Raw genomic sequence first — 24,606 nt, 5'->3', positions numbered from 1 at the left:
CCGGATGTCTTCGTCGCAAGAAGTGCGAATCTTTCGCTAGCATCAAAGAATGGCGCCCACCTCGATCGAGCTGTCCACCCTCGGCCACCGCATCCGTCATCAGCGTGTGGCGCACGGCCTCACCCTGGACGAGCTGGGCGAGCAGGTCGGTGTCGCGGGGAGCCAGCTCAGCCTGATCGAGAACGGCAAGCGCGAGCCGAAGCTCTCGCTGCTGCAGGCGATCGCGACCGCGACCGGGGTCGAGGTCACCGAGCTGCTCTCCCCGGAGCCTCCGAACCGCCGGGCCGCGCTGGAGATCGAGCTCGAGCGCGCGCAGGCGAGTTCGGTGTTCCGCCAGCTCGGCGTCCCGCCCGTGCGCGTCACGAAGGGCATCCCCGACGAGACGATCGAATCGATTCTGGGCCTGCATCGCGAACTGCAGCGCCGCGAGCGCGAAGCGATCGCGACACCCGAGGAGGCCAGGCGCGCGAACACCGAACTTCGGCTGCGCATGCGGGATGCCGACAACTACCTCCCCGAGATCGAGCAGCTCGCCGAGAAGCAGCTCAAGGCCGCGGGTCACGTGTCGGGGGCGCTCACGCACCGCACGGTGAGCGTCATGGCCCAGCAGCTGGGATTCGAACTGATCTATGTGAACGACCTGCCGCATTCGGCTCGCTCGGTCACCGACCTCGAGCACGGCCGCATCTACCTGCCTCCCGCGTCGATTCCGGGCGGCCATGGCCTGCGATCGATGGCGCTCCAGGCCATGGCTCATCGACTCCTCGGACATCAGCGTCCGACCGACTACGCCGATTTCCTGATGCAGCGGCTCGAGATCAACTACTTCGCAGCGTGCGCGCTCATGCCCGAAGCGGCATCCGTCGCCTTCCTGAGCCAGGCCAAGCGCGACCGCAACCTCGCCGTGGAGGACTTCCGCGACGCGTTCGGCGTCACGCACGAGGCGGCGGCGATGCGGATGACGAACCTGCTCACGACGCACCTCGGGATCCGACTGCACTTCCTGCGAGCGGACGGCTCGGGGGCGATCTCCCGCGTGTACGAGAACGACGACCTTCCGGTGCCGCACGACGTGACCGGCTCGGTGGAGGGTCAGATCCTGTGCCGCCGGTTCCTCGCCCGCTCCGCGTTCGAGGAGCAGAACCGCACGACGGAGCACTACCAGTACACCGATACCCCGGCGGGCACGTTCTGGTGCTCGACGCAGACCGGATCGACGAAGGACGGCGAGTTCTCGATCACCGTCGGCGTGCCGTTCGACGACGCGAAGTGGTTCCGCGGCCGCGAGACCCAGAAACGCGCCACCTCGACGTGCCCCGATGAATCCTGCTGCCGCCGCCCTCCGACCGAGGTCACCGAGCGATGGCAGGGCAAGGCGTGGCCGAGCGCCCGCGTGCACATGCAGATGTTCTCGCCGCTCCCCCGCGGTGCCTTCCCCGGGGTCGACGACAACGAGGTCTACGCGTTCCTCGACCGGCACGCGGGAGGCTGAGCTCAGTCGGCGGCGCCGTCGCCCGAGGTCGACGAGTCGACGGCGTCTGCGGCCGGCGCCGCAGCGATCGCGACCGCCACCGCCCCGGCGCCGTCCACGGACGCGCGTGCGCCCGGTGTGCTCCAGCGCAGCCACGCGCGCACGTAGATGACGAGGGCCAGCACCAGACCCGCGACCACCCAGAGCACGACGAGGTAGTCCACCCACGAGCCGATCGGCGGTGACCCGGGAAGGAACGTGCGCAGCGGGATCGTGGCGAAGAGCATCGCCGCCAGCCAGCTCATCAGGGTGGCCTCCACCTTGCGGAGACCGCGGTACGCCACGATCGCGACCGTGAGGCCGATCACGGGCAGCACCGTCATGAGCACGAGGATCACGATTCCGAACGCGATCGTGGCGCCGGAGCGGGTGGCGGTGATCCGCACCTGCGTCACCGGCTGACCGTCGATGACGATCTCGTTCGTGCCGGCGACCTCCTGCGAGGAGAAGTCCCAGCCCGGAACGTGGGCCGATCCGCAGAGGACGGTCGGAATGACCTCCCCGACCCCGTCCACCTCGCGCGAGGACACGACGGCGATGTCGACGGTGTGCGCGTCGAACGGCCACTGCTCGATGAAGCCCGTCGTGATGAAGTTCACGGACTGCGGTGAGGGGATCTCGTCCTGCGCGATCGTGAAGGTCCGCGGACCGTCCGTGTCGCTCACGAGCACCGTGAGGGGTTCGGTGAGCAGGCCCGTCTCATCGGCGCCGATCGGCCCGAAAGACAGCACCTCGAGGTTCGTGACGATCCGATCGGTCGACGCGTTCACGGATTCAGGCGTCAGCTTGATCAGGACGGCGTCGGCCGGCGCCTCTCCGTTGCACCCCTCGACCGTGGTGTTGCGCTCGTGCCAGGCGTACAGCGCGACCACCACGCCGTAGAGCACGGCGAACGCGGCCACGATCACGATCACGAGGGCACGCCCGCCGGGCACCGACCGCCTGTTCACGGAGCCAGTGTGGCACGCCGCCGCTCAGCCGGTGATGAAGTCGCGATAACGCTCGAGTGCGCCCGAGATCTCGGCATCCGTCGCCGCATCGGGAACGAAGAGCTCCGGCAGCGGGTGCTCGGCGTGCCATCCCACCGCGACCGAGTGCGTCCAGACACCGACGATCTCGCCGCGGGACACCAGGATCGGGCGCACGATGCCGTTCATCCCCGGACCGATACGGGCGAGGAACTCCGACGCGCACGGCACCGATCGGTCGGCGTACGACAGGTAGTACTCCTCGAACGGCGGCAGGGCGAGGACGTCGGGCACGGTGGTGAGTCGGCGGGGCGCCGGGCCCGCAGCGATCCACACAGGTTCGGGGTCGGCGTCGATCTCGACGAGCCGATCGGATGCCGCCCCCGCGGCGGCCCGCGCCACGCCGAGCGGCAGACCCGACCACCACGCGAAGTCCCGCGCGCCGGCGGGCCCGTGCGAGGCCACGTAGCGCGCGAAGAACTCCGCGAACGGGTCGGCAGGGCTCGCGGACTCGACGATCCATTCGTCCGTGCGCACGAGGTACTGCTCGCGCGACGGTCCCCCCTCACGCGGCACCACGGGGCCTTGGCACACGACCCCGCGCAGAGACAGCGCGACGAGCACGTGATACCCCCGCTGCCCCACCGTCGACACTCCACCGCCTTCGAGCACGCCGAACAGCTCGGCCCGTGTCAGGCGCCCGCCGCCGGCGAGTGCCGCGCGCGTCACCCGCTCAGCACGCGCCAGGACGTCGGCATCGATCCCCTCTCGGCGGTGCACGGCGGCGGCGCCTCGACTCTGCCGCTCGGCGGTCAGGGACAGCACCCAGGCGAGGTCGCGCGCCGGGATGATGTGGATCGTCCCGCGCATCGTCCAGGAGCGGACGATCTCGCCCCGGTCGAAGGCCGCGTCGACGCCGCTCAGCGCGGGCGTGCCGCGTGTGCGGACCGCCAGCGCCCAGCGGCCACCCCAGAACTCCTGCCCCTGTGTCGCGAGCATGTGCGCGGCCGCCTCCGCGACGGTCGGGGCCGGCGCGCTCAGCCGGTGCGAGCGCAGCCGCCGCTCGATCATCTCGCGCTGCCGCATGAGCTCAGTCTCCTCCGCACAGGGCACATGCGCGGTGTATGACGAAGGGCGGATGCCGCGGCATCCGCCCTTTGTCGTCCGGTGTCAGGCGTACGGATTGGCCGTGAGCGTGTACTTCGTCTGCAGGTACTCGTGGATTCCCTCGGCGCCGCCCTCCCGGCCGAGGCCCGACATCTTCCAACCGCCGAAGGGGGCTGCGGCGTTGGAGACGACGCCCACGTTCAGGCCCATCATGCCGGTCTCGAGCTTGTCGATCATGCGCTGCCCGCGCGAGAGCGACTCGGTGAAGACGTAGGAGACGAGCCCGTATTCGGTGTCGTTCGCGATCGCGACGGCTTCGTCCTCCGTGTCGAACGGGACGATCGCCAGGACGGGGCCGAAGATCTCCTCGCGGAGGATGTCGCTGCCGGCCGCGACGTCGGTGAGGACGGTGGCCTCGTAGAACGTGCCGTCGCCGAGACCGTCGATCACGCCGCGCTGACCGCCGGTGAGGAGCTGCGCGCCGCGCTCGACGGCGTCTCCCACGAGCTCTTCGGCCTTCGCGACCGCCCGGTCATCGATGAGCGGGCCGATCACGACGCCGTCCTCGGTGCCGCGGCCCATCTTGAACGCCTTCACGCGCTCGGTGACGCGGCGGGCGAACTCGTCGGCCACAGCACGGTGCACGATGAAGCGGTTGGCCGCCGTGCAGGCCTGCCCGATGTTGCGGAACTTCGCCAGGATCGCCCCGTCGACCGCCTTGTCGAGATCCGCGTCCTCGAACACCACGAACGGCGCGTTGCCACCGAGCTCCATCGAGGTGCGCAGAACGCCCTGCGACGCCTGCTCGAGCAGACGCTGTCCGACTCCGGTCGAGCCGGTGAAGGAGAGCTTGCGCAGCCGCGGGTCGCGGATGATCGGCTCGGAGACCGCGCCGGAGGTCGACGTCGTGAAGACGTTCACGACACCCTTGGGCAGGCCCGCGTCCTCCAGAAGCTTCGCGAAGTACAGGGTGGTGAGCGGGGTGAGCTCGGCGGGCTTGATGACGACCGTGCATCCCGCGGCGAGCGCGGGCGCGATCTTGCGGGTCGCCATCGCGAGCGGGAAGTTCCACGGGGTGATCAGGAAGCAGGGGCCGACCGGATGCTGCGACACGATCATGCGGCCGGTGCCCTCGGGGTTCGCTCCGTAGCGGCCCTGGATGCGCGCGGTCTCTTCGCTGAACCAACGCAGGAACTCACCGCCGTAGCCGACCTCGCCGCGCGCTTCGGCCAGGGGCTTGCCCATCTCGATCGTCATGAGGAGCGCGAAGTCCTCCTTGCGCTCCTGCAGCAGGTCGAACGCGCGACGCAGGATCTCGGCGCGCTCCCGTGCCGGGGTCTTCGCCCACGCGGGGAAGGCCTCGACGGCGGCATCCATCGCGGCCTTGCCGTCCTCCGGCGACGCGTCGGCGATCGTCTTCACGACGCGGCCGGTCGCCGGGTCGAACACACGCAATTGCTTGCCCTCGGTCGCGGCACGCCATTCGCCGCCGATGAACAGGCCGTCGGGGACGTCAGCCAACAGGGCGGACTCGCGGTTCTCGGTCATCGGGGCTCCTTCGTGCTCAGGGTTCACTTGTCATTCTGGTCAGGTGCGGGCACCAGGACGATGTACGCGTCGTACAGCGTTCGGGTGCTCCTTGTCCGACACGGACGGTCAGTGCGCGGACGCCGTCGCGACCTGCGGCAGGAGGGCGGACGCGAAGAACGCGGCGAGCTCCTCGGTCGCGGCAAGCGGGAAGACACCCGCGACGTACTGATCCGGTCGGACGACGACGACCACTCCGTCATCGGACAGCTCGCGCTCGGCGAAGATGTCGGCATCCGTCCAGGCGCTCGGTCCGGCGGCGTACACCTTCTCCCAGTCCGTCAGCTCGAGGGGCCCGGTGCGCGGGAGGAACAGTGCGGGCACCCGCGTGATGTCGATCTCCTCGAACGGATGCCGGTAGATCGCCTTCACGTCGAACACGGCGTCGACGTCGGCGCCGTCGGGAGTGAACCGGGCGATAGTCGTTACGACCGCGTCGGCCCACTCGTGCAGCCCCGCCGGGTCACCGGCCGGCGCGAACGCGTAGACGCGCCACCGGCCATCCGCTCTCGCGTGGTGGCCGAGGTGCACGACGTTGCCGTCGCACACCCGGACGACCTCGACGCTCTTGAAACGCTTGCCGACGGGGAAGCCGGCGGCGAGCGCCTGGTGGGCGGCATCCGTCACGATCGAGGACGGACCGTACTGCGTCATGAAGCCCGACGGGAACTCCGCCGTGCCCAGGTAGAACGTCGCGAGCTCGGTCGGATCGGAGATCTCCTCGGGCTTGCGGGCCATGAGCGAGGACCACTCGCGGTCGAAGTCGATCAGCTGCTGCGCGACGGGCTGGCGCTCTGCCGAGTACGTCGACAGGAGCGACGCGGGCGCGAGCCCGGTGAGCACGTGTCCGAGCTTCCAGCCCAGGTTGAAGCCGTCCTGCATCGAGACGTTCATGCCCTGTCCCGCCTTGGCGCTGTGGGTGTGGCAGGCGTCGCCGGTGAGGAACACGCGCGGCTCGCGACCGTCTTCGTCGGCGGCGTCGTCGAAGTGATCCGTCACGCGGTGGCCGACTTCGTAGACGCTGCTCCACGCGACCTGCTTCACGTCGATCGAGTACGGGTGCAGGATCTCGTTCGCGCGGCGGATGACCTCTTCGACCGGCGTCCGCCGCACGCGGTGATCGTCGTCCGCGGCGACTTCGCCGAGGTCGATGTACATGCGGCTCAGGTAACCGCCCTCGCGCGGGATGTGCAGGATGTTGCCGGCCTCGGAGTTGATCGCACACTTCGTGCGCCAGTCGGGGAAGTCCGTGTTGACGAGCACGTCCATGACCCCCCACGCGTGTGCGGCGAAGGCGCCCACATGCTTGCGGCCGATCGCCTCGCGGACACCGCTGCGCGCACCGTCGCTGCCGACGACGTACTTGGCGCGCACGGTGCGCTCGACGGCGCCTGCGCGCACCCGCACCTCGACCGGGAACTCCCCGTGCTCGTGCACGGTGAGGCCGACGAAATCGACGCCGTAGTCGGGGACGATACGGGCGGGACCGTGCGCCGCCGCCTCCGCGAAGTAGTCGAGCACCCGCGCCTGATTCACGATGAGGTGGGGGAACTCGCTGATCTTGAACGCGTAGTCCTCGGTCCGGGCGGTGCGGATGATGTTGCGCGGGTTCTCGGGATCGGGCCCCCAGAAATTCATGTACGCGATGTTGTACGCCTCGGCGACGATCCGCTCGGCGAACCCGAACGCCTGGAACGTCTCGACGCTGCGCGGCTGGATGCCGTCCGCCTGACCGAGCACGAGGCGGCCGTCCCGGCGCTCGATGATGCGCGTCGTGACGTCCAGGAACTGCGACATCTGCGCCGCGAGCAGCATGCCGGCGGGACCGGACCCGACGATCAGCACGTCGACCTCGTCGGGCAGATCGGCGGGCCGATCGATGCCCGTGCCGGCTGCATCCTGCAGCCGAGGGTCGGCGGAGACGTACCCGTGGTGGTGGAACTGCATGTGTCCTCCTCGGACGGCGATGTCGAGGTCACCGCGAACGGCGTTTGCGCAGAGGACACACTTTGTTCTATATTCGAACACGGCGTTCCACTGTTGAACAGATCGTATATGTTCGGCATCCGTCGCACAAGGACACCGAAGGAGTCGACGTCATGCCGGAGACCGCCGCTCCACCCTCGCAGACACTCAGTCGCGGCATCCGGATCCTCGAGATCCTCGCCGACGCGGGCGAGCCGCTCTCGATCGACGAGGTCGCGAAGCGTCTCGCGGTGCATCGCTCGGTCGCCTATCGGCTGCTGCGCACGCTCGAGGGCCACGGGCTGATCCGCCGCGACGTCGCCGGTCGGATCAGCCTCGGCGCGCGGATGGCGGCGCTCGCCGCGGGCGTGGCGCATGACCTGCAGGCCGAGGCCCTCCCCGAACTCACCGCGGTGGCCAACGAACTCGGCATGACGTGCTTCCTCGCTGTACTGGACCACGACGAGTGCGTGACGCTCACGAGCGTGGAACCCCGGCGGGCCATCGCCTCGGTCGCGCAGCGACCGGGGACGCGGCATCCGGTCACGGTCGGCGCGCCCGGCAAGGCGATCCTCGCGGGACTCCCCCACGCGCTGCCGGCGGATGCGTCGGCCGCGCTCCGCGCCGAGGTGGCCGAGGCCGCCGCTCGCGGCTTCGCCACGAGCCACGACGAGGTGATCCCGAGTCTGCGATCGGTTGCCGTACCGCTGATGCTGCCCGGCCGCGAGGTGGCGGCGGTCGCCGTCGTGTTCGTCGCGAGCGCGAACGCCGACATCGCGATCGCTGCGCGACTGGAGCGGTCGGCGGCGGTGATCCGCGCCTCGCTGGGCGGCTGAGACTGGTCCGGTCGTCGGACCCGTTGTGACCGATGAGGCCTACGGCGACGCGTGGGCACCAGGAGCGCCGGGCTTCCGACGACCGGAACACGACGGCCCTATACTCGAGCTGTCCGGCCGCTTCCGAGCCGCCGGTGCTCGGAAAATGGGCACGCAGCCGCCGATCCCGTGGCGCGCGAGACACATACGGATCCTTTCCCTCCGTCCCGTCTCGAGGTCCCGTCATGTCCACCGTCTCCGCGCACGTCGCCGCCGCTCTCTCCGGTCACATCGATCATGTCTTCGGGGTGATGGGCAACGGCAACGCCTACTTCCTCGACGCGCTCGAGCGGTCCACCCGGGTCGGCTTCACCGCCGTCCGCCACGAGGCCGGCGGCGTCGTCGCCGCCGACGCGTATCACCGGGCGGGCGGGAGCCTCGCCGCCGCGACCGCCACGTACGGTGCCGGGTTCACGAACACCCTCACCGCGCTCGCCGAAGCGGTGCAGGCGCATGTCCCGCTCATCCTGGTCGTGGGCGACGAACCCACGTCGGGCCGTCGGCCCTGGGGCGTGGATCAGATCGCGCTCGCCTCGGCGGTCGGCGCGCGCACATACACGGTGGGCCGGACGGATGCCGCCGCCACGACGATCATCGCGATCGAGCACGCCCTCACCTACCGGGTGCCGACCGTGCTCGCGATCCCCTACGACGTCGCTGCGCTCGACGCGGGCCCGGCGCCCGAGCCGCCCGCTCCGCGCCTGCCCGCACCCGTCGCCCCCGCAGGGCCGTTCGCCGCGCAGGCGATCCGCGATGCCGCCGCCGCACTCGCCGCCGCGAAGCGCCCCCTGCTGCTCGCCGGCCGCGGCGCGTGGCTCGCCGGCGCCGGCGCCGCCCTCGGTGCCATCGCAGACGCGACCGGAGCCCTCACCGCCTCCACGGCGCTCGGCCGCGGCATTTTCCCGCGCGCCGAGTTCGACCTCGGCGTGACCGGCGGCTTCGGCGCAGAGACGGCGATGCAGCTCATTGCCGAGGCCGACGTCGCCGTCGTCTTCGGCGCCTCCCTCAACCAGTTCACGATGCGTTTCGGGGCGCTCTTCGCCCCGGGTACCCGCGTGATCCAGGTCGACCTGGCCCCCGCGGCGACGCATCCGCACGTGGGCGCGTACATCCGCGGGGATGCCGGACTCGTCGCCGCCGCGATCGCCGACGAGCTCGACACGATCGACGCGGCACCGAGCGGCTGGCGGGAGAGCGTGGACGCGGCATCCGCCCGGACGTACGACGCGGGGGACGAGCTCGCGCCGGACGGACGGCTCGACCCGCGATCGGCCGCACGGCGGATCGGCGAGCTGCTCCCGGAGGACCGGGTGGTCGTCTCGGACGGCGGGCACTTCATCGGCTGGGCCAACATGTACTGGCCGGTCGCCTCACCCGATCGGATGATGATGATCGGCACGGCGTTCCAGTCGATCGGACTGGGCTTCGCGAGCGTTCCCGGCGCCGCCCGCGCGCGGCCGGACGCCACGATCGTGCTGACGACGGGCGATGGTGGAGGCCTCATGGCCCTCGCCGACCTGGAGTCGGCGGTTCGGACCGCCGCCGGCCGCGGCCTCGCGGTCGTCTGGAACGACGCGGCCTACGGCGCCGAGGTGAACCTCTACGGACTCAAGGGGCTCGCCGAAGGACCCATGCTCATCCCCCAGGTCGATTTCGCCGAGGTCGCGCGGGGCTTCGGCGCGGAAGGGGTCGTCGTCCGCACCCTCGCCGACCTCGACCGGCTCGCCGAGTGGGCCCGAGTGCCGGCATCCGAGCGTCCGTTCCTGCTGCTGGACCTGCGCATCTCGGGTCGCGTGATCGCGCCCTACCAGGAGGAGATCATCCGCGTGAACTCCTGAGCCCCGCACCGATCGGCGCGGGGCTCAGGAGGATGCACGTCAGGCGCGCGCGAGACCGCGGATCGGGCTGACCGACTGCTCGTCCTCGTGGTCGGGTCCGAGCGGGATGCCGGACCGGTCGCGCAGCAGAAGCGTCGCGATCAGGCCGATCACCGTCATGCCCGCGAGGTACCACGTGACCGACATCGTCGATCCGGTCGCCTGCACGAGTGCGGTCGCGATCGTGGGCGCGAACGCGCCACCCAGGATCGCGCCGATCGCGTACGAGATCGACACTCCCGAGAAGCGGATGGATGCCGGGAACAGCTCGGAGTACAGCGCCGCCTGGGGGCCGTAGGTGAAGCCCAGGCCGATCGTGAGGATCGCGAGGCCCGCGAACAGCAGGCCGATGTCTCCGGTGTTCACGAGCGGGAAGAGCGTGAAGACACCGACCAGCTGCAGGATCCACCCGATGATGTACGTCGTGCGGCGACCGATGCGGTCCGAGATGAAGCCGGCGGCCAGCGTGGACAGCAGCCAGGTGATCGCGGACCCTGCGACCGCCCACAGCACCGGACCCCGCTCGAGCGCGAGCGGACCGTCGGGGTTGGTCGCGTATCCCTGGATGTACCCGCCCGTGGTCATGTAGCCCACGGCGTTGTTGCCTGCGAACACGAGCGCGGCGATGATCACGAGCAGCAGGTGCTTGCGGAAGAGCGTGATGATCGGCATCTTGGCCTTCTCCTTGCGCTCGGCGAGCTCGGCGAAGACCGGGCTCTCCTCCACGCGCCGGCGGACGTAGTACCCGACGAGGATCAGAACAACGCTGAGCAGGAACGGCACGCGCCAGCCCCACTCCAGGAACGCGTCGCCGGGGGCGATCATCGCCATGAGCGCCATGACACCCGAGGCCAGCAGGAGTCCCAGCGGAACGCCGATCTGCGGCGACGCGCCGAACGCGCCGCGGCGCGTGCGCGGAGCGTGCTCGACGGCCATGAGCACCGCACCGCCCCACTCGCCACCGGCGGAGATGCCCTGGAGGATGCGGAGCAGGACGAGCAGGATGGGCGCGGCGATGCCGATCGCCTCGTACGTGGGGAGCACGCCGATGAGCGCGGTGGCGGCGCCCATCAGGATCAGGGTCCACATCAGCACCACCTTGCGGCCGTACTTGTCGCCGAAGTGGCCGGCGAGGAAGGCGCCGAGCGGGCGGAAGAGGAAGCTCACGCCCACCGTGGCGAAGGCGACGATCGCACTGTTCGCGCCGAGCGGCGCGAAGAAGAGCTGGCCGAAGACGAGCCCGACCGCCGTGGCGTAGATGAAGAAGTCGTACCACTCGACGGTGGTGCCGACGACGGTCGCGAAGACCACGCGGCGGCGGTCCGCGGCGGTGGCGATGGTGCCGGTCGGGGTGAATCCGTCCGGGGTGCGTATGGACATGTGTGACTCCAGTGTCGATCGACTGCGCTGTCTGGCATCTCGTCGAGAACGAGCTTGCCGGGGGTGCAGCCGATCATATACGATTTCACATACGACGCAAGGGCGAGGGAGCTCATGACACTTTCAACGGATGCCGCACCCCACGGTTTCGGCGCGCTGCCGGCCCGGCCGGGCAAGATCATCGCGATCCACCTGAGCTACGCGTCCCGTGCCGACCAGCGCGGCCGACGACCCGCCGCCCCCTCCTACTTCTTCAAGCCGTCGAGCTCCGTGGCGGCATCCGGAGGGACGATCGAGCGCCCGGCCGGAACCGAGCTCCTCGCGTTCGAGGGCGAGATCGCGCTCGTGATCGGCACGCCCGCCCGCCGGGTCCCGCTCGCCGACGCCTGGGACCACGTCGCCTGGGTCACCGCATCGAACGACTTCGGCCTGTACGACCTGCGGGCGAACGACAAGGGTTCGAACGTGCGGTCCAAGGGCGGCGACGGCTTCACCCCGATCGGCCCCTCCCTCCTGGATGCCGCCACCCTCAACCCCGGCGATCTTCGGCTGCGGACCTGGGTCAACGGCGAGCTCGCGCAGGACGATACGACCGCGGGCCTGATCTTCCCGCTCCCGCAGCTCGTCGCGGACCTGTCGCAGCACTTCACGCTGGAGACCGGCGACGTGATCCTCACCGGAACGCCGGCCGGCTCCTCGGTCGTCGTCCCGGGCGACGTCGTCGAGGTGGAGGTGTCCGGTTCCGGATCGAGCACCGGGCGCCTGCGCACCACGGTGACCCAGGGCGCGGCATCCTTCGATCCGGCGCTGGGTTCCCTTCCCGCCGTCGACGATCTGCAGCGCGCCGAGGCGTGGGGCTCCCCCGAAGCCGCCGGGCTCTCCGGATCAGGAGTTCCGGCCGACACAGGCGCATCCGCGACTGCCGAGCCTGCCTCCGCCGAAACGCCTGTTCCGGCGGGAACGGGCGTGACCCCGGACCTGCGCGAGAAGCTCCTGCGCGTGCCCGTCGCCGGACTCTCGGCCCAGCTGCGCAAGCGCGGGCTGAACAACGTCACGATCGACGGGGTGCGGCCGATGCACCCCGGCACCAAGATCGTCGGCACCGCCAAGACCCTGCGCTTCGTCCCCGGCCGCGAGGACCTGTTCCAGAGCCACGGCGGCGGCTACAACGCGCAGAAGCGCGCGTTCGACGCCGTCGGCGAGGGTGAGGTCATCGTGATCGAGGCGCGCGGCGAGACCGGTTCCGGAACCCTCGGCGACGTCCTCGCCCTGCGCGCGCAGGCCCGGGGCGCCGCGGGAATCGTCACCGACGGCGGGGTGCGCGACTACGACACGGTCGCCGAGGTCGGCATCCCCGTCTTCTCCGCCGGACCCCACCCGGCCGTCCTCGGACGCAAGCACGTCCCGTGGGAGCACGATGTCACGATCGGATGCGGCGGCACGACCGTCCAGCCGGGCGACATCATCGTGGGCGACGGCGACGGCGTCATCGTGATCCCGCCGGCCCTCGCCGACGAGGTCGTCGACGCGGCGCTGGCACAGGAGGACGAGGACGCCTACGTCGCCCAACAGGTCCGCGCCGGTCACCCCGTCGACGGACTGTTCCCGATGAACGCCGAGTGGAGAGCGAGGTACGACGCATGGCGCCGGAAGAACTGACGACGATGGATGCCGCCGGCGTGGGTGCTGCGCAGAGCAAGTCGCAGCGCGCCTACCGCTTCATCAAAGGCCGCATCGCGAATCAGGACTTCACCCCCGGATACCGGCTCGTGCTGGGCTCGATCGCGAAAGAGCTCGACATGAGCGTCGTGCCCGTGCGCGAGGCGATCCGGCAGCTCGAAGCCGAGGGGCTCGTGACGTTCGAGCGCAACGTCGGCGCGCACGTGTCGATGGTCGACGACGCTTCGTATCGGTTCAGCATGCAGACCCTGAGCTTCCTCGAGGGCACGGCCACCGCTCTGGCCGCACGCCGGCTGACCGCAGACGATCTCCGCCGCGCGCGACAGGTCAACGACCTCATGGTCGAGACGCTGGACCACTTCGATCCTCGATCGTTCACCGCGCTCAATCACGAGTTCCACGCGATCCTGTTCGCACCGTGCGCCAACCCGCGCCTGCTCGAACTCGTGAACGCCGAATGGGCACGGCTGGGCAATCTCCGCGACTCGACCTTCAGTTTCGTACCCGGGCGCGCCGCCGAGTCGGTGCGGGAGCACGCCGAGATCGTGACTCTCATCGAGCAGGGCGCCCCGCTCGGCGAGATCGAGATGACCGCGCGACGCCACCGCTCGGCCACCCTCGACGCGTACTTGACGCACGAACATCCCGACGAGGCCCTCGGCCTCCCCAACTTCTGACCCTCCGAACCACAGGGAGCACCATGACCGACACCGCCACGGCACCCGCGACCCATCGCGTGCCCGAGGGCCTGCCCGCCCGCATCCAGCACTACATCGACGGCGGGTTCGTCGACTCGCAGGACGGCGATACCTTCGACGTGCTCGACCCCGTCACGAACGAGACGTACGTGCAGGCGGCCGCCGGCAAGAAGGCCGACATAGACCTGGCGGTCGCCGCCGCGCGGCGTGCGTTCACCGAAGGCCCGTGGCCGCGGATGCTCCCGCGCGAGCGCTCGCGCGTGCTGCACCGGATCGCCGACATCGTCGAGTCGCGCGATGCCCGCCTGGCAGAACTCGAGTCGTACGACTCGGGCCTGCCGATCACGCAGGCCCTCGGGCAGGCGCGGCGCGCCGCCGAGAACTTCCGGTTCTTCGCCGACCTGATCGTCGCGCAGGCCGACGACGCCTACAAAGTGCCGGGCAAGCAGCTGAACTACGTCAACCGCAAGCCGATCGGCGTCGCCGGGCTCATCACCCCGTGGAACACCCCGTTCATGCTCGAGTCGTGGAAGCTCGGCCCTGCGCTGGCGACCGGCAACACCGTCGTGCTGAAGCCCGCCGAGTTCACGCCCCTCTCCGCCTCCTTGTGGGCCGGGATCTTCGAGGAGGCGGGGCTGCCGAAGGGCGTCTTCAACCTCGTGAACGGACTCGGCGAGGATGCCGGAGACGCGCTGGTGAAGCACCCCGACGTCCCCCTGATCTCGTTCACCGGCGAGAGTTCGACCGGGAAGCTCATCTTCGGCAACGCCGCACCGTACCTCAAGGGTCTGTCCATGGAGCTCGGCGGCAAGTCCCCCGCGATCGTGTTCGCGGATGCCGACCTCGACGCCGCGATCGACGCGACGATCTTCGGGGTGTTCTCCCTCAACGGCGAGCGCTGCACCGCCGGGAGCCGCATCCTGGTCCAACGTGACGTGTACGACGATTTCGTGGAGCGCTACGCCGCGCAGGCGTCGCGCGTGAAGGTCGGCTATCCGCACGACCCCGCCACCGAAGTCGGCGCGCTCGTGCACCCCGAGCACTACGCGAAGGTCATGTCCTACGTCGAGATCGGCAAGACCGAGGGGCGCCTGGTCGCCGGCGGCGGCCGCCCCGAGGGTTTCGAGACCGGGAACTTCGTCTCGCCCACCGTGTTCGCCGACGTCGCACCCGATGCGCGGATCTTCCAGGAGGAGATCTTCGGCCCCGTCGTCGCCATCACGCCGTTCGACACCGAAGAAGAGGCGCTGGCCCTCGCGAACAACACGAAGTACGGGCTCGCCGCGTACCTCTGGACGAGCGACCTGCGCCGCGCGCACAACTTCGCCCAGGCGATCGAGGCGGGCATGGTGTGGCTGAACTCCAACAACGTCCGAGACCTCCGCACCCCTTTCGGCGGCGTCAAGGCGTCCGGACTCGGACACGAGGGCGGCTACCGCTCGATCGACTTCTACACCGACCAGCAGGCCGTGCACATCACCCTCGGCGAGCCCCACAACCCCACGTTCGGCAAGTACCCCGGCTGAGTGTCCAAGACGCGCCGTGAAGCCGCCCGCACTCACGGCGAGTCTTGGACACTCGACCACCAAAGAGCAAGGACGCCCACTGACATGAACACCGCAAAGACCCTGACCTCCTCCGGCTTCTTCGTCTCGCAGGAGGCGCCGATCCACTCCGACAACCCGATCCCGACGCCGTCCGCGCCCGCGCCCGACATCCTGCGGTGCGCGTACATGGAGCTCGTCGTCACCGACCTGGCGGCATCCCGCGTCTTCTACGTCGACGTGCTGGGCCTGTACGTCACGGAGGAGGACGACAGCGAGATCTACCTGCGTTCGACCGAGGAGTTCATCCACCACAACCTGGTCCTGCGCCAGGGGCCGGTTGCAGCGGTCGCGGCGTTCTCGTACCGCGTGCGCACGCCCGCGGACCTCGACCGCGCTGTCGCGTTCTACGAAGAGCTCGGATGCCGCGTCGAACGTCGTGCGGAGGGCTTCGTCAAGGGCATCGGGGATGCGGTGCGGGTGACCGACCCGCTCGGCTTCCCGTACGAGTTCTTCTTCCAGACCGAGCACGTCGAGCGCCTGTCATGGCGCTACGACCTGCACACCCCCGGAGAGCTCGTACGCCTGGACCACTTCAACCAGGTGACCCCCGACGTGCCGCGGTCGGTGAACTTCATGCAGTCGCTCGGATTCCGGGTGACGGAGGACATCCAGGACGACGAGGGCACCGTCTACGCCGCGTGGATGCGTCGCAAGCCCACCGTGCACGACACCGCGATGACCGGGGGCGACGGCCCGCGGATGCACCACGTCGCGTTCGCCACGCACGAGAAGCACAACATCCTCGCGATCTGCGACAAGCTCGGCGCGCTCCGGCGCTCGGACGCGATCGAGCGCGGCCCGGGCCGACACGGGGTCTCTAACGCGTTCTACCTGTACCTCCGCGACCCCGACGGGCACCGCGTGGAGATCTACACGCAGGACTACTACACCGGCGACCCCGACAACCCGGTGATCACGTGGGACGTGCACGACAACCAGCGCCGCGACTGGTGGGGCAACCCCGTCGTGCCGTCCTGGTACACCGAGGCCTCGCTCGTGCTCGACCTCGACGGCAATCCGCAGCCGGTGGTCGCCCGCACCGATGACTCCGAGATGGCCGTCACGATCGGGGCCGACGGCTTCTCGTACACGCGCCCGGGCGAGGACTCGATGCCGGAGTACAAGCAGGGCGAGTACAAGCTCGGCCACCAGCTGTAGCCCGCGCCCGTGTCAAAGCGCGGGGGCGGACCGACCTGATCGCCCCCTCAGGGGCCCCTGAACGCCGATTCGTCCCCAGGCTTTCACCGAAACGAAGGAGAACCGATGCTGACACCCGAGCAGATCGCGCGGATCGCGGAGGAGCTCGCCGAAGCCGACCGCACGCACGAGCTCATCCCGCGCATCACCTCGCGCCACCCGGACGCGACCGTCGAGGACTCGTACGCGATCCAGGGGGTCTGGCGCGACCGCATGATCGCGTCGGGTCGCCTGCTGGTCGGCCGCAAGATCGGGCTGACCTCCAAGGCCATGCAGCAGGCGACCGGGATCACCGAGCCCGACTACGGTGTCATGTTTGACGACACCGTCTACCGCACGGGCGACGACATCCCCGTCGAGCGCTTCTCGAACGTCCGCGTCGAGGTCGAGCTCGCGTTCGTCCTGAAGCACCCGCTGGAAGGCCCGGACTGCACGCTCGAGGATGCCCTGGCCGCGATCGACTACGCGGTGCCGGCGCTGGAGATCCTCAACTCCCACATCGAGCTCGAGGGCCGGACGATCGTCGACACGATCTCCGACAACGCCGCCTACGGCGCGATGGTGCTCGGCGATGTGCGCAAGCGCCCGGACGAGATCGACCTGCGCTGGGTCCCCGGTGTGCTCAGCCGCAACGGCGAGGTCGAGGAGACCGGTGTCGCCGCCGGCGTCCTCGGGCACCCCGCCACCGGCGTCGCGTGGCTCGCGAACAAGTTTTACCAGCACGGTGCGCGACTGGAGACCGGCGAGATCATCCTCGCCGGATCCTTCACCCGCCCGATGTGGGTGCAGCGGGGCGATAGCGTCAGATGCGACTTCGCCGAGATGGGAGTGATCGAATGCCGTTTCGTCTGAGCCCGACCTTCCGCGACGCTCTGGCGGCGGCATCCCGTCCCCTCGCCGGCATCTGGGTGTGCTCCGGCTCGCCGCTCGTCGCCGAGATCTGCGCCGGATCCGGGATGGACTGGACGCTCATCGACATGGAGCACTCCCCCAACGGGCTCGAATCGGTCCTCGCGCAGCTCCAGGCCGTCGCGGCATACCCGATCACGCCCGTCGTGCGGGTGCCGATCGGCGACGTCTCCACGATCAAGCAGGTGCTCGACCTCGGCGCGCAGAACATCCTGGTGCCGATGGTGTCGACGGTGGCGGATGCCGAGCAGGCGGTCTCCGCCGTGCGCTATCCTCCGCGCGGCACGAGGGGCGTGGGCTCCGCCCTCGCTCGGTCGGCGCGCTGGAACCGGGTCGACGGGTATCTCGAGGACGCCGACGCGCACGTCTCGCTGTTCGTGCAGATCGAGACGTCCGCGGGAGTGGATGCCGCCGCTGGGATCGCCGCGGTCGACGGGGTGGACGGCGTCTTCGTGGGGCCGTCCGATCTCGCCGCGTCGATGGGGCGGCTCGGGCAGCAGACGCATCCCGATGTCCGCGCGGCCGTGCTGCGGACCTTCGAGGCGGTCCGTTCCGCCGGCAAGCCGGTCGGTGTGAACGCGTTCGACCCCGACATCGCGGACGCGTACCTGGCCGCGGGCGCGTCCTTCGTCCTGGTGGGCGCCGACGTGTCGCTCCTCGCGCGCGGCTCGGAGGCCCTCGCTGCCCGGTTCATCCCCGACGACCCGGCGCCCACCCGCTCCTCTTACTGAGCGCACGCCGCTTTCGCGCGGCACACGTCACTGTCAAGCCCGCGTCCGGAAATGCGCCGGACATCGGAGCGTGCCACCCTGGGGTCATGAAGAGAGACGTCGCCGCCCGCATCGAGCTGGATGTCACCGAGCCCGCCGAACTCGTGTTCTCGATGGCGGTGAGCGGGCACCACACGCCGACGACCGAGCACGTCTCCTTCACGCTCGACGGGGAGCCGCTCACTTTCGAGCAGATCCCGGACGCCCACGGCACGCGCCTGCACACCGTGACCTCCCCTGTCGGCCGCCTGGTCGCCTCGTACGACGCGTCGATCGAGGGCGAGGCGGCGGGCACCGTCGCGAACGCGACCGATCTCATCGTCTACCGTCGGCCGAGCCGCTACGCCGAGTCCGACGCGCTGGGTCCGACCGCGTTCGCCGAGTTCGGGACGATCACCGACCCCGCCGAGCTTCTGGCCGCCGTCTCGTCCTGGGTCGGCACGCACCTGTCGTACGTGAGCGGCTCGAGCCTTCCGACCGACGGCGCGATCCGCACCCTGCTCGCCCGTCAGGGCGTGTGCCGCGACTACGCGCACCTGACCGTGGCGCTCCTGCGCGCGCTGAACGTCCCCGCGCGGCTGGTCTCGGTCTACGCGCCCGGTCTGTCGCCGATGGATTTCCACGCGGTCGCCGAGGCGTGGGTGGAGGGGGCGTGGTGCGTCGTGGATGCGACCACGCTCGCCCCGCGGTCCACGCTCGTGCGCATCGCGACGGGCCGGGATGCCGCCGACTCGGCGTTCCTGACGACGGTCTCGGGTCGGATCACCCTGGTCGACATGCAGGTCACCGCTGTGGTCGACCAGCTCCCGGGCGACGATCTGGACCAGCTCGTCCGGATGCACTGACCTCCGCGGTGGCGCGTGCCGCGCGCGCGTGGCAACGTAGCGGGCATGAAGAAGTGGGTCGTCCGGTTCCTGTCGCTTCTGGTCTTCACCGTGCTCGTGCTGCTGATCATCGGCTGGTTCACCCCGGCGCGCGTCGGCTGGGCGGCGCTCTGGGCCGGTGTGATCCTCACCGCACTGACGATCTGGATCAAGCCTCTCATCCACGGCCTGTTCCAGAAGATGGCGTCGCGCTCGGCCGGCCAGCGCACGAAGATCGGCGAGAAGGTCGTACAGGGCGTCCTGGTGTTCCTCGTCGCGCTGATCGTCTGGGTGATCACGGTGCTGCTGTCCAGCGTGAGCGTCGGCGGCTGGTTCTGGGGCTACGTGCTGCCGCCGATCATCATCCTGATCGGATGGGCGATCTACGACGCGGTCGATGACCGGGTCGAAGCCCACGCGGGCGCGCTCTACGACCGCGCGACCGGCAAGCCGGGGCAATCGGATGCCGCGGGTTCGGCATCCGCCACGGGCTCGCTCAGCGCGAGCGAGTCCGCAGCCGCGCGGAGTGAACTGCACGACGGCCTGACTGAGGAGCAGCGGCGCATGCTGGACGAGCTCGGCAAGAGCTGAGCAGGCCCGGCGCGGCGGTTGCGGCATCCGGATGTGAAGAACTCGTAACAGAGCGACTCAGGACGCGGCCCGCGCGCGTGACGCCGGTCATGATGGAAGCTGCGGCCGCGCCGACAGCACGAGCGCGCCGCATCCCGAACTCCGGAGGCACCCATGTCGCGTCGTCACACGTCCCTGCGAGCCGCCCTGGCCGGCATCGCCCTCACCGCCCTCGCCCTCACCGGCTGCGCCGCGAGTGGTACGCCGTCGGGCGAGGAGACCACGGCGTCGGCCGACGAGGGGTACATCACCCCCGGCAAGCTCACGATCGCCACCGGAGACATCGCGTACGAGCCCTACGTTGTGAACGACGACCCCGCCTCCGGGGAGGGTTTCGAAGCGGCGATCGCGTACGCGATCGCCGATGAGCTCGGCTTCGCGCCCGAAGACGTCGAGTGGGTGCGCACGAGCTTCGAGGCCGCGATCGCGCCGGGACCGAAGAACTTCGACTTCAACATCCAGCAGTACACGATCACCGACGAGCGCAAGCAGGCGGTCGACTTCTCCTCGCCCTACTACTCGGCCAGCCAGGCGGTCGTCGCGATCAACGGCGGCGCGGCCGACGGCGTGGACACGATCGACGGGCTCAAGGGCCTCACCCTCGGTGCGATGGCGGGCTCCACGAGCGCGCAGACGATCGAGGAGGTCATCCAGCCGGACGTGGACCCGCTTCTGTACGCCTCGAACGAGGATGCCGTCGCCGCTTTCAACGCCGGGCAGTTCGACGCGTTCGTGATCGACCTGCCGACCGCGTACCTCGCGACCGCGCTCTACATCGACAACTCCTACATCGTGGGCGAACTGCCCGCGGGCGGGGTCGCCGACGAATGGGGAGTCGTGCTGGCGAAGGACTCGCCGCTCACGGAGCGCGTCTCGGCAGCGATCGACACCCTCCGCGACAACGGGACGCTCGCCGAGATCACCGACGAGTGGCTGGGCGCAGGCCAGGGCGTCACGCTGCTGCAGTGAGGCCCGGGGCTCCCGTGAGTCCGGTGCGCGCCGCGGCGTGTACCGTCGTGCCGTGACCTCCCACACCCCGAGCGCGCTCGAGCTCGAACGCCGGGCCTTCCGCGCGCGCCAGTCGCAGCGCTCGGTGCTGATCGCGGTCGCCTCGACGATCGCGTTCGCGGTCATCGTGTGGGTCACAGTCATCCAGACACCGGGGTGGGCCGCCGTCCAGCAGGCGTTCTTCAACCCGACGATCGCGTGGGAATCGCTCCCGCGGGTCTGGGAGGGGTTCCTCGTGAACCTCCAGGTGCTCGGGCTGTCGCTGATCACCGTGTCGATCGTCGCGCTGCTGATCGCGGTGCTGCGCACGCTCCCGGGTCCGGTGTTCCTGCCGCTGCGCGCGATCGCGGCGGCGTACACCGACATCTTCCGCGGACTGCCGTTCATCATCGTCCTGTATGTCGTCGGATTCGGCATCCCGACCCTGACCAACACGCGGATCCCGCTGATCCTGCTCGGCACCCTGGCCGTGACGCTCACGTACTCGGCATACGTGGCCGAGGTGATCCGCGCGGGCATCGAAGCCGTGCACCCGTCTCAGCGGCTCGCGGCGCGGGCGCTCGGCCTCGGCTACACCCAGACGCTCCGCCGGGTGGTCCTCCCCCAGGCGCTGCGCAAGATCACCCCGCCCCTGATGAACGATTTCGTCGCGATGCAGAAGGACGTGGGGCTCATCTCGATCCTCGGCATCGCCGACGCCGTGCTCGCGGCCAAGATCGAAGCCTCGCAGACCTACAACTTCACGCCGTACCTCGTGGCCGGCATCCTGTTCGTGCTTCTCGCGATCCCCACGATCCGCCTCACCGACTGGTACGCCGCGCGGCTGCGGCGGCGTGAGCAGACCGGAGCGATCCTGTGACCGCGCTGCTGCGTGCCGAAGACCTCTGGAAGTCCTTCGGCGAGCGCGATGTGCTGCGCGGGGTCTCGGTGGACCTCGCCGCGCACGAGGTCGTCGCGGTGATCGGTGCGAGCGGATCGGGCAAGTCCACGCTCCTGCGGTGCCTGAGCCTGCTCGAGCCGATCGATGACGGGCGGATCACGCTCGGCGACGAGGACATCTCCGACCCCCGGGTTGACGCGAACCGCGTGCGCGCGCGCTTCGGCGTCGTGTTCCAGAGCTACAACCTGTTCCCGCACATGTCGGTGCTCGACAACGTGACGCTCGCGTCGCGCGTGGTGCACCGCGAAGCGCGGAAGGATGCCGAGACCAGGGCGCTCGCGCTGCTCGAGCGCGTGGGGTTGGGCGAGAAGGCGCGGGATCACCCCGACCGGCTTTCGGGTGGACAGCAGCAGCGCGCGGCGATCGTGCGGGCGATCGCGACGGACCCCGAGATCCTGCTGCTGGACGAGATCACGTCGGCTCTGGACCCCGAGCTCGTCGGCGAAGTGCTGGAGCTCGTCCGCGAACTCGCGCAGGACGGCACCACGATCCTGATGGCGACGCACGAGATGGCGTTCGCGCGCGACGTGGCTCACCGCGTCGTGTTCCTGGACGAAGGACGAATCCTCGAGCAGGGCCCGCCGGCCGAGGTGTTCGGCAACCCGCGCGAGGCTCGGACGCAGGAATTCCTGACGCGCTTCCGCGCCTGACCCGGTCCCCGCTCAGATTCCCGCCGAGACGGTGGGGTTTCGCGCCGAGACGGTGCGTTCTCCGCCGAGACGGTGCGTTCTCCGCCGAGATGGTGCGTTTCCGCCGAAATGGTGCCCGCCACTTCGGCGGAAGGGCCACCACCTCGGCGGAAGGGCCACCACCTCGGCGGGAAGCGAGCGCTCGGGAAGCGAGCGGTCAGTCGAGCGAGCGCTCGGCGGCCTCCACCACGTTGGTCATGAGGAGTGCGACCGTCATCGGACCGACCCCACCCGGATTCGGTGAGAGCCACCCCGCGACCTCGGCGACATCGGCGTGCACGTCGCCGTACACCTTGCTCTTGCCGGTCGCCGGGTCGACCTCGCGCGTCACACCGACATCCAGCACCGCGGCACCGGGCTTCACGTCCTCCGCGCGAACGATGTGCTTGACGCCGGCTGCGGCGACGATCACGTCGGCCTGACGCAGGTGCCGGCCGAGATCGACGGTGCCGGTATGTGTGAGCGTCACGGTGGCGTTGTACTCGCGGCGGGTGAGCAGCAGCCCGATCGATCGACCGATCGTGACGCCGCGTCCCACGACCACCACGTCCTTGCCCGCGAGGTCGTAGCCGTTGCGCACGAGCAGCTCGATCACGCCGCGGGGCGTGCACGGCAGCGGCGAGGTGATCGGGGTGTTCACGTTGAGGACGAGCCGGCCGAGGTTCGTCGGATGCAGACCGTCGGCATCCTTCGCCGGATCGATGCGTTCGAGCACCGCGTCGGTGTCGAGATGCTTCGGCAACGGCAGCTGGACGATGTACCCGTGACACGCGGGGTCGGCGTTCAACTCGTCGATGAGCGCCTCGACCTCGGCCTGCGTGGCGTCGGCGGGCAGTTCGCGCTGGATCGAGTTCATCCCGATCGCCTCGGACTGCCGGTGCTTCATCCCGACGTACAGCTGCGAGGCGGGATCCGCCCCGACCAGCACCGTGGCGATGCCCGGGACGACACCGCGCTCCTTCAACGCGGCCACGCGCGCGCGCAGCTCTTCGGCGATCTCGGCCGCCGCTGCGCGACCGTCGAGGGTGAGTGCGGTCACGGTCTACTGCTCGAGGCCGGGGTACAGCGGGAAGGCAGCGGTCAGCGCGGCGACGCGCGCGCGCAGCGCCTCGGTGTCGGCATCCGGCAGCAGAGCGAGCGCGATCACGTCGGCCACCTCGGTGAACTCCGCGTCGCCGAAGCCACGGGTCGCGAGCGCCGGCGTGCCGATCCGCAGACCCGACGTCACCATGGGCGGACGCGGGTCGTTCGGGACGGCGTTGCGGTTCACCGTGATGTGGATGTCGTGCAGAAGGTCTTCGGCCTGCTTGCCGTCGATCGCGGCGTCGCGGAGGTCGACGAGGACGAGGTGCACATCGGTGCCGCCCGAGCGCACGGCGATGCCGGCGGCGGCGACGTCGGGCTGCATGAGGCGATCGGCGAGGATCTTCGCGCCGCGCAGCGTCCGCTCCTGACGCTCGCGGAACTCCGGCGTGGCGGCGAGCTTGAACGCCGTCGCCTTCGCGGCGATCACGTGCATGAGCGGGCCACCCTGCTGACCCGGGAAGACGGCGGTGTTGAGCTTCTTCGCCAGATCGGCGTCATTGGTCAGGATGATGCCCGATCGGGGGCCGCCGATCGTCTTGTGCACCGTCGAGGAGACCACGTGCGCGTGCGGCACAGGGCTCGGGTGCACGCCACCGGCGACGAGACCGGCGAAGTGCGCCATGTCGACCCAGAGGTACGCGCCCACCTCGTCGGCGATCGCACGGAACGCGGCGAAGTCGAGCTGCCGCGGGTACGCCGACCACCCGGCGATGATGACCTTCGGCTTGTGCTCGAGCGCGAGCCGGCGCACTTCGTCCATGTCGATGACGGACGTCTCGGGGTCGACCCCGTACGCGACGATGTCGTACAGCCGACCGGAGAAGTTGATCTTCATGCCGTGCGTGAGGTGACCGCCCTGGTCCAGGGCCAGACCGAGCAGAGTGTCCCCCGGCCGGGCGATCGCGTGCAGCACGGCGGCGTTGGCCGTCGCACCCGAGTGCGGCTGGACGTTCGCGAACTCGGCGCCGAACAGCGACTTGGCGCGCTCGATCGCGAGCTCCTCGGCGACGTCGACCTCTTCGCAGCCGCCGTAGTACCGGCGCCCCGGGTAGCCCTCGGCGTACTTGTTCGTCAGGACCGAGCCCTGCGACTGCAGCACCGAGACGGGGACGAAATTCTCGGACGCGATCATCTCGAGGTAGCCGCGCTGACGCTGCAGCTCGCGGTCGAGGACCTGCGCGATCTCGGGGTCGACCTCGCTCAGCGGCGCGGTGAAGTACTGGTCGGTCATGGCGTGCT

At 69.9% G+C, this 24,606-nt stretch carries 21 protein-coding genes; 14 read left to right on the top strand and 7 right to left on the bottom strand.

What is annotated here, in order from left to right:
• Positions 1-49: 49 nt before the first annotated feature.
• On the top strand, positions 50-1,492 hold the full coding sequence (locus ABD197_RS05035) for a helix-turn-helix domain-containing protein (RefSeq protein ID WP_344052226.1): 1,443 nt from the start codon (positions 50-52) through the stop codon (positions 1,490-1,492).
• A 2-nt stretch (positions 1,493-1,494) separates the two neighbouring features.
• Here ABD197_RS05035 and ABD197_RS05030 read toward each other — a convergent pair whose 3' ends face one another.
• The 4 genes from ABD197_RS05030 to ABD197_RS05015 all read right to left on the bottom strand — a co-directional run bounded on the left by ABD197_RS05030 (position 1,495) and on the right by ABD197_RS05015 (position 7,140).
• Complete coding sequence (locus tag ABD197_RS05030; protein ID WP_344052224.1) at positions 1,495-2,481, bottom strand: DUF4436 family protein; 987 nt, start codon at positions 2,479-2,481, stop codon at positions 1,495-1,497.
• A gap of 24 nt (positions 2,482-2,505) precedes the next feature.
• Positions 2,506-3,585 (bottom strand): winged helix DNA-binding domain-containing protein, encoded by a 1,080-nt coding sequence (locus ABD197_RS05025; protein WP_344052222.1) that lies wholly within the window; start codon positions 3,583-3,585, stop codon positions 2,506-2,508.
• Positions 3,586-3,669: 84 nt separating this feature from the next.
• Entirely contained in the window at positions 3,670-5,154 is a 1,485-nt protein-coding gene (locus tag ABD197_RS05020) for an NAD-dependent succinate-semialdehyde dehydrogenase (RefSeq protein WP_344052221.1), read from the bottom strand.
• A gap of 108 nt (positions 5,155-5,262) precedes the next feature.
• On the bottom strand, positions 5,263-7,140 hold the full coding sequence (locus ABD197_RS05015; RefSeq protein ID WP_344052219.1) for an FAD-dependent monooxygenase: 1,878 nt from the start codon (positions 7,138-7,140) through the stop codon (positions 5,263-5,265).
• A 152-nt stretch (positions 7,141-7,292) separates the two neighbouring features.
• Here ABD197_RS05015 and ABD197_RS05010 point away from each other — a divergent pair, with 152 nt between their 5' ends.
• Together ABD197_RS05010 and ABD197_RS05005 are read left to right on the top strand one after the other, a co-directional pair.
• Positions 7,293-7,994 carry an IclR family transcriptional regulator gene (locus ABD197_RS05010; RefSeq protein ID WP_344052218.1) on the top strand — a complete coding sequence of 234 codons (702 nt, stop codon included), beginning with the start codon at positions 7,293-7,295 and terminating at the stop codon, positions 7,992-7,994.
• A 224-nt stretch (positions 7,995-8,218) separates the two neighbouring features.
• The gene (locus ABD197_RS05005; RefSeq protein WP_344052217.1) at positions 8,219-9,871 is read left to right on the top strand and encodes a thiamine pyrophosphate-binding protein; all 1,653 of its coding nucleotides are present in this window, start codon (positions 8,219-8,221) and stop codon (positions 9,869-9,871) included.
• A gap of 39 nt (positions 9,872-9,910) precedes the next feature.
• Here the strand turns inward: ABD197_RS05005 and ABD197_RS05000 are convergent, their stop codons facing one another.
• Positions 9,911-11,290 (bottom strand): MFS transporter, encoded by a 1,380-nt coding sequence (locus ABD197_RS05000; RefSeq protein WP_344052215.1) that lies wholly within the window; start codon positions 11,288-11,290, stop codon positions 9,911-9,913.
• Between the two features lie 114 nt (positions 11,291-11,404).
• Here ABD197_RS05000 and ABD197_RS04995 point away from each other — a divergent pair, with 114 nt between their 5' ends.
• The 11 genes from ABD197_RS04995 (at position 11,405) to ABD197_RS04945 (ending at position 22,242) form a co-directional block, all read left to right on the top strand.
• Positions 11,405-12,949: a fumarylacetoacetate hydrolase family protein gene (locus tag ABD197_RS04995; RefSeq protein WP_344052213.1), complete on the top strand. Its 1,545-nt coding sequence runs from the start codon at positions 11,405-11,407 to the stop codon at positions 12,947-12,949.
• A complete protein-coding gene (locus tag ABD197_RS04990) occupies positions 12,931-13,647 on the top strand; it encodes a GntR family transcriptional regulator (protein ID WP_344052211.1) in 717 nt (238 codons plus the stop codon). Before ABD197_RS04995 ends, ABD197_RS04990 begins: the two co-directional genes overlap by 19 nt.
• Before the next feature lie 23 nt (positions 13,648-13,670).
• Entirely contained in the window at positions 13,671-15,194 is a 1,524-nt protein-coding gene (gene hpaE, locus ABD197_RS04985; RefSeq protein ID WP_344052209.1) for a 5-carboxymethyl-2-hydroxymuconate semialdehyde dehydrogenase, read from the top strand.
• A gap of 84 nt (positions 15,195-15,278) precedes the next feature.
• Complete coding sequence (hpaD, locus tag ABD197_RS04980; protein ID WP_344052207.1) at positions 15,279-16,433, top strand: 3,4-dihydroxyphenylacetate 2,3-dioxygenase; 1,155 nt, start codon at positions 15,279-15,281, stop codon at positions 16,431-16,433.
• 105 nt (positions 16,434-16,538) lie between these two features.
• The gene (locus tag ABD197_RS04975; protein ID WP_344052205.1) at positions 16,539-17,324 is read left to right on the top strand and encodes a 2-keto-4-pentenoate hydratase; all 786 of its coding nucleotides are present in this window, start codon (positions 16,539-16,541) and stop codon (positions 17,322-17,324) included.
• Positions 17,309-18,112: an HpcH/HpaI aldolase family protein gene (locus ABD197_RS04970; protein WP_344052203.1), complete on the top strand. Its 804-nt coding sequence runs from the start codon at positions 17,309-17,311 to the stop codon at positions 18,110-18,112. The genes ABD197_RS04975 and ABD197_RS04970 overlap by 16 nt, the downstream gene beginning before the upstream one ends.
• A gap of 86 nt (positions 18,113-18,198) precedes the next feature.
• Positions 18,199-18,996, top strand: coding sequence for a transglutaminase-like domain-containing protein (locus ABD197_RS04965; protein WP_344052201.1), 798 nt, complete (start codon positions 18,199-18,201; stop codon positions 18,994-18,996).
• A 45-nt stretch (positions 18,997-19,041) separates the two neighbouring features.
• On the top strand, positions 19,042-19,605 hold the full coding sequence (locus tag ABD197_RS04960; RefSeq protein WP_344052199.1) for a hypothetical protein: 564 nt from the start codon (positions 19,042-19,044) through the stop codon (positions 19,603-19,605).
• 153 nt (positions 19,606-19,758) lie between these two features.
• A complete protein-coding gene (locus ABD197_RS04955) occupies positions 19,759-20,613 on the top strand; it encodes an ABC transporter substrate-binding protein (RefSeq protein ID WP_344052197.1) in 855 nt (284 codons plus the stop codon).
• Between the two features lie 52 nt (positions 20,614-20,665).
• On the top strand, positions 20,666-21,511 hold the full coding sequence (locus ABD197_RS04950) for an amino acid ABC transporter permease (protein ID WP_344052195.1): 846 nt from the start codon (positions 20,666-20,668) through the stop codon (positions 21,509-21,511).
• Positions 21,508-22,242 carry an amino acid ABC transporter ATP-binding protein gene (locus ABD197_RS04945; protein ID WP_344052193.1) on the top strand — a complete coding sequence of 245 codons (735 nt, stop codon included), beginning with the start codon at positions 21,508-21,510 and terminating at the stop codon, positions 22,240-22,242. Before ABD197_RS04950 ends, ABD197_RS04945 begins: the two co-directional genes overlap by 4 nt.
• A gap of 196 nt (positions 22,243-22,438) precedes the next feature.
• On the opposite strand, the gene ABD197_RS04940 is transcribed toward ABD197_RS04945, so the two are convergent.
• Together ABD197_RS04940 and glyA are read right to left on the bottom strand one after the other, a co-directional pair.
• Complete coding sequence (locus ABD197_RS04940; RefSeq protein ID WP_344052192.1) at positions 22,439-23,320, bottom strand: bifunctional methylenetetrahydrofolate dehydrogenase/methenyltetrahydrofolate cyclohydrolase; 882 nt, start codon at positions 23,318-23,320, stop codon at positions 22,439-22,441.
• A 3-nt stretch (positions 23,321-23,323) separates the two neighbouring features.
• Complete coding sequence (gene glyA / locus ABD197_RS04935; RefSeq protein WP_344052190.1) at positions 23,324-24,598, bottom strand: serine hydroxymethyltransferase; 1,275 nt, start codon at positions 24,596-24,598, stop codon at positions 23,324-23,326.
• Positions 24,599-24,606 lie beyond the last annotated feature (8 nt).

It is taken from the genome of Microbacterium lacus, from assembly GCF_039531105.1.
GTDB classification, from domain to species: domain Bacteria; phylum Actinomycetota; class Actinomycetes; order Actinomycetales; family Microbacteriaceae; genus Microbacterium; species Microbacterium lacus.
The sequence above is the reverse complement of the archived record's forward strand: the minus strand, read 5'-3'. Positions and strand labels throughout refer to the sequence as shown.

Excerpts from the sequence above, each read along its gene's own strand:
- ABD197_RS05035 (WP_344052226.1), top strand. The coding sequence starts at position 50 with ATGGCGCCCACCTCGATCGAGCTGTCCACCCTCGGCCACCGCATCCGT.
- ABD197_RS05025 (WP_344052222.1), bottom strand. The coding sequence starts at position 3,585 with ATGCGGCAGCGCGAGATGATCGAGCGGCGGCTGCGCTCGCACCGGCTG.
- ABD197_RS05020 (WP_344052221.1), bottom strand. The coding sequence starts at position 5,154 with ATGACCGAGAACCGCGAGTCCGCCCTGTTGGCTGACGTCCCCGACGGC.
- ABD197_RS05015 (WP_344052219.1), bottom strand. The coding sequence starts at position 7,140 with ATGCAGTTCCACCACCACGGGTACGTCTCCGCCGACCCTCGGCTGCAG.
- ABD197_RS05010 (WP_344052218.1), top strand. The coding sequence starts at position 7,293 with ATGCCGGAGACCGCCGCTCCACCCTCGCAGACACTCAGTCGCGGCATC.
- ABD197_RS05005 (WP_344052217.1), top strand. The coding sequence starts at position 8,219 with ATGTCCACCGTCTCCGCGCACGTCGCCGCCGCTCTCTCCGGTCACATC.
- ABD197_RS05000 (WP_344052215.1), bottom strand. The coding sequence starts at position 11,290 with ATGTCCATACGCACCCCGGACGGATTCACCCCGACCGGCACCATCGCC.
- ABD197_RS04995 (WP_344052213.1), top strand. The coding sequence starts at position 11,405 with ATGACACTTTCAACGGATGCCGCACCCCACGGTTTCGGCGCGCTGCCG.
- ABD197_RS04990 (WP_344052211.1), top strand. The coding sequence starts at position 12,931 with ATGGCGCCGGAAGAACTGACGACGATGGATGCCGCCGGCGTGGGTGCT.
- hpaE (WP_344052209.1), top strand. The coding sequence starts at position 13,671 with ATGACCGACACCGCCACGGCACCCGCGACCCATCGCGTGCCCGAGGGC.
- hpaD (WP_344052207.1), top strand. The coding sequence starts at position 15,279 with ATGAACACCGCAAAGACCCTGACCTCCTCCGGCTTCTTCGTCTCGCAG.
- ABD197_RS04975 (WP_344052205.1), top strand. The coding sequence starts at position 16,539 with ATGCTGACACCCGAGCAGATCGCGCGGATCGCGGAGGAGCTCGCCGAA.
- ABD197_RS04970 (WP_344052203.1), top strand. The coding sequence starts at position 17,309 with ATGCCGTTTCGTCTGAGCCCGACCTTCCGCGACGCTCTGGCGGCGGCA.
- ABD197_RS04965 (WP_344052201.1), top strand. The coding sequence starts at position 18,199 with ATGAAGAGAGACGTCGCCGCCCGCATCGAGCTGGATGTCACCGAGCCC.
- ABD197_RS04960 (WP_344052199.1), top strand. The coding sequence starts at position 19,042 with ATGAAGAAGTGGGTCGTCCGGTTCCTGTCGCTTCTGGTCTTCACCGTG.
- ABD197_RS04955 (WP_344052197.1), top strand. The coding sequence starts at position 19,759 with ATGTCGCGTCGTCACACGTCCCTGCGAGCCGCCCTGGCCGGCATCGCC.
- glyA (WP_344052190.1), bottom strand. The coding sequence starts at position 24,598 with ATGACCGACCAGTACTTCACCGCGCCGCTGAGCGAGGTCGACCCCGAG.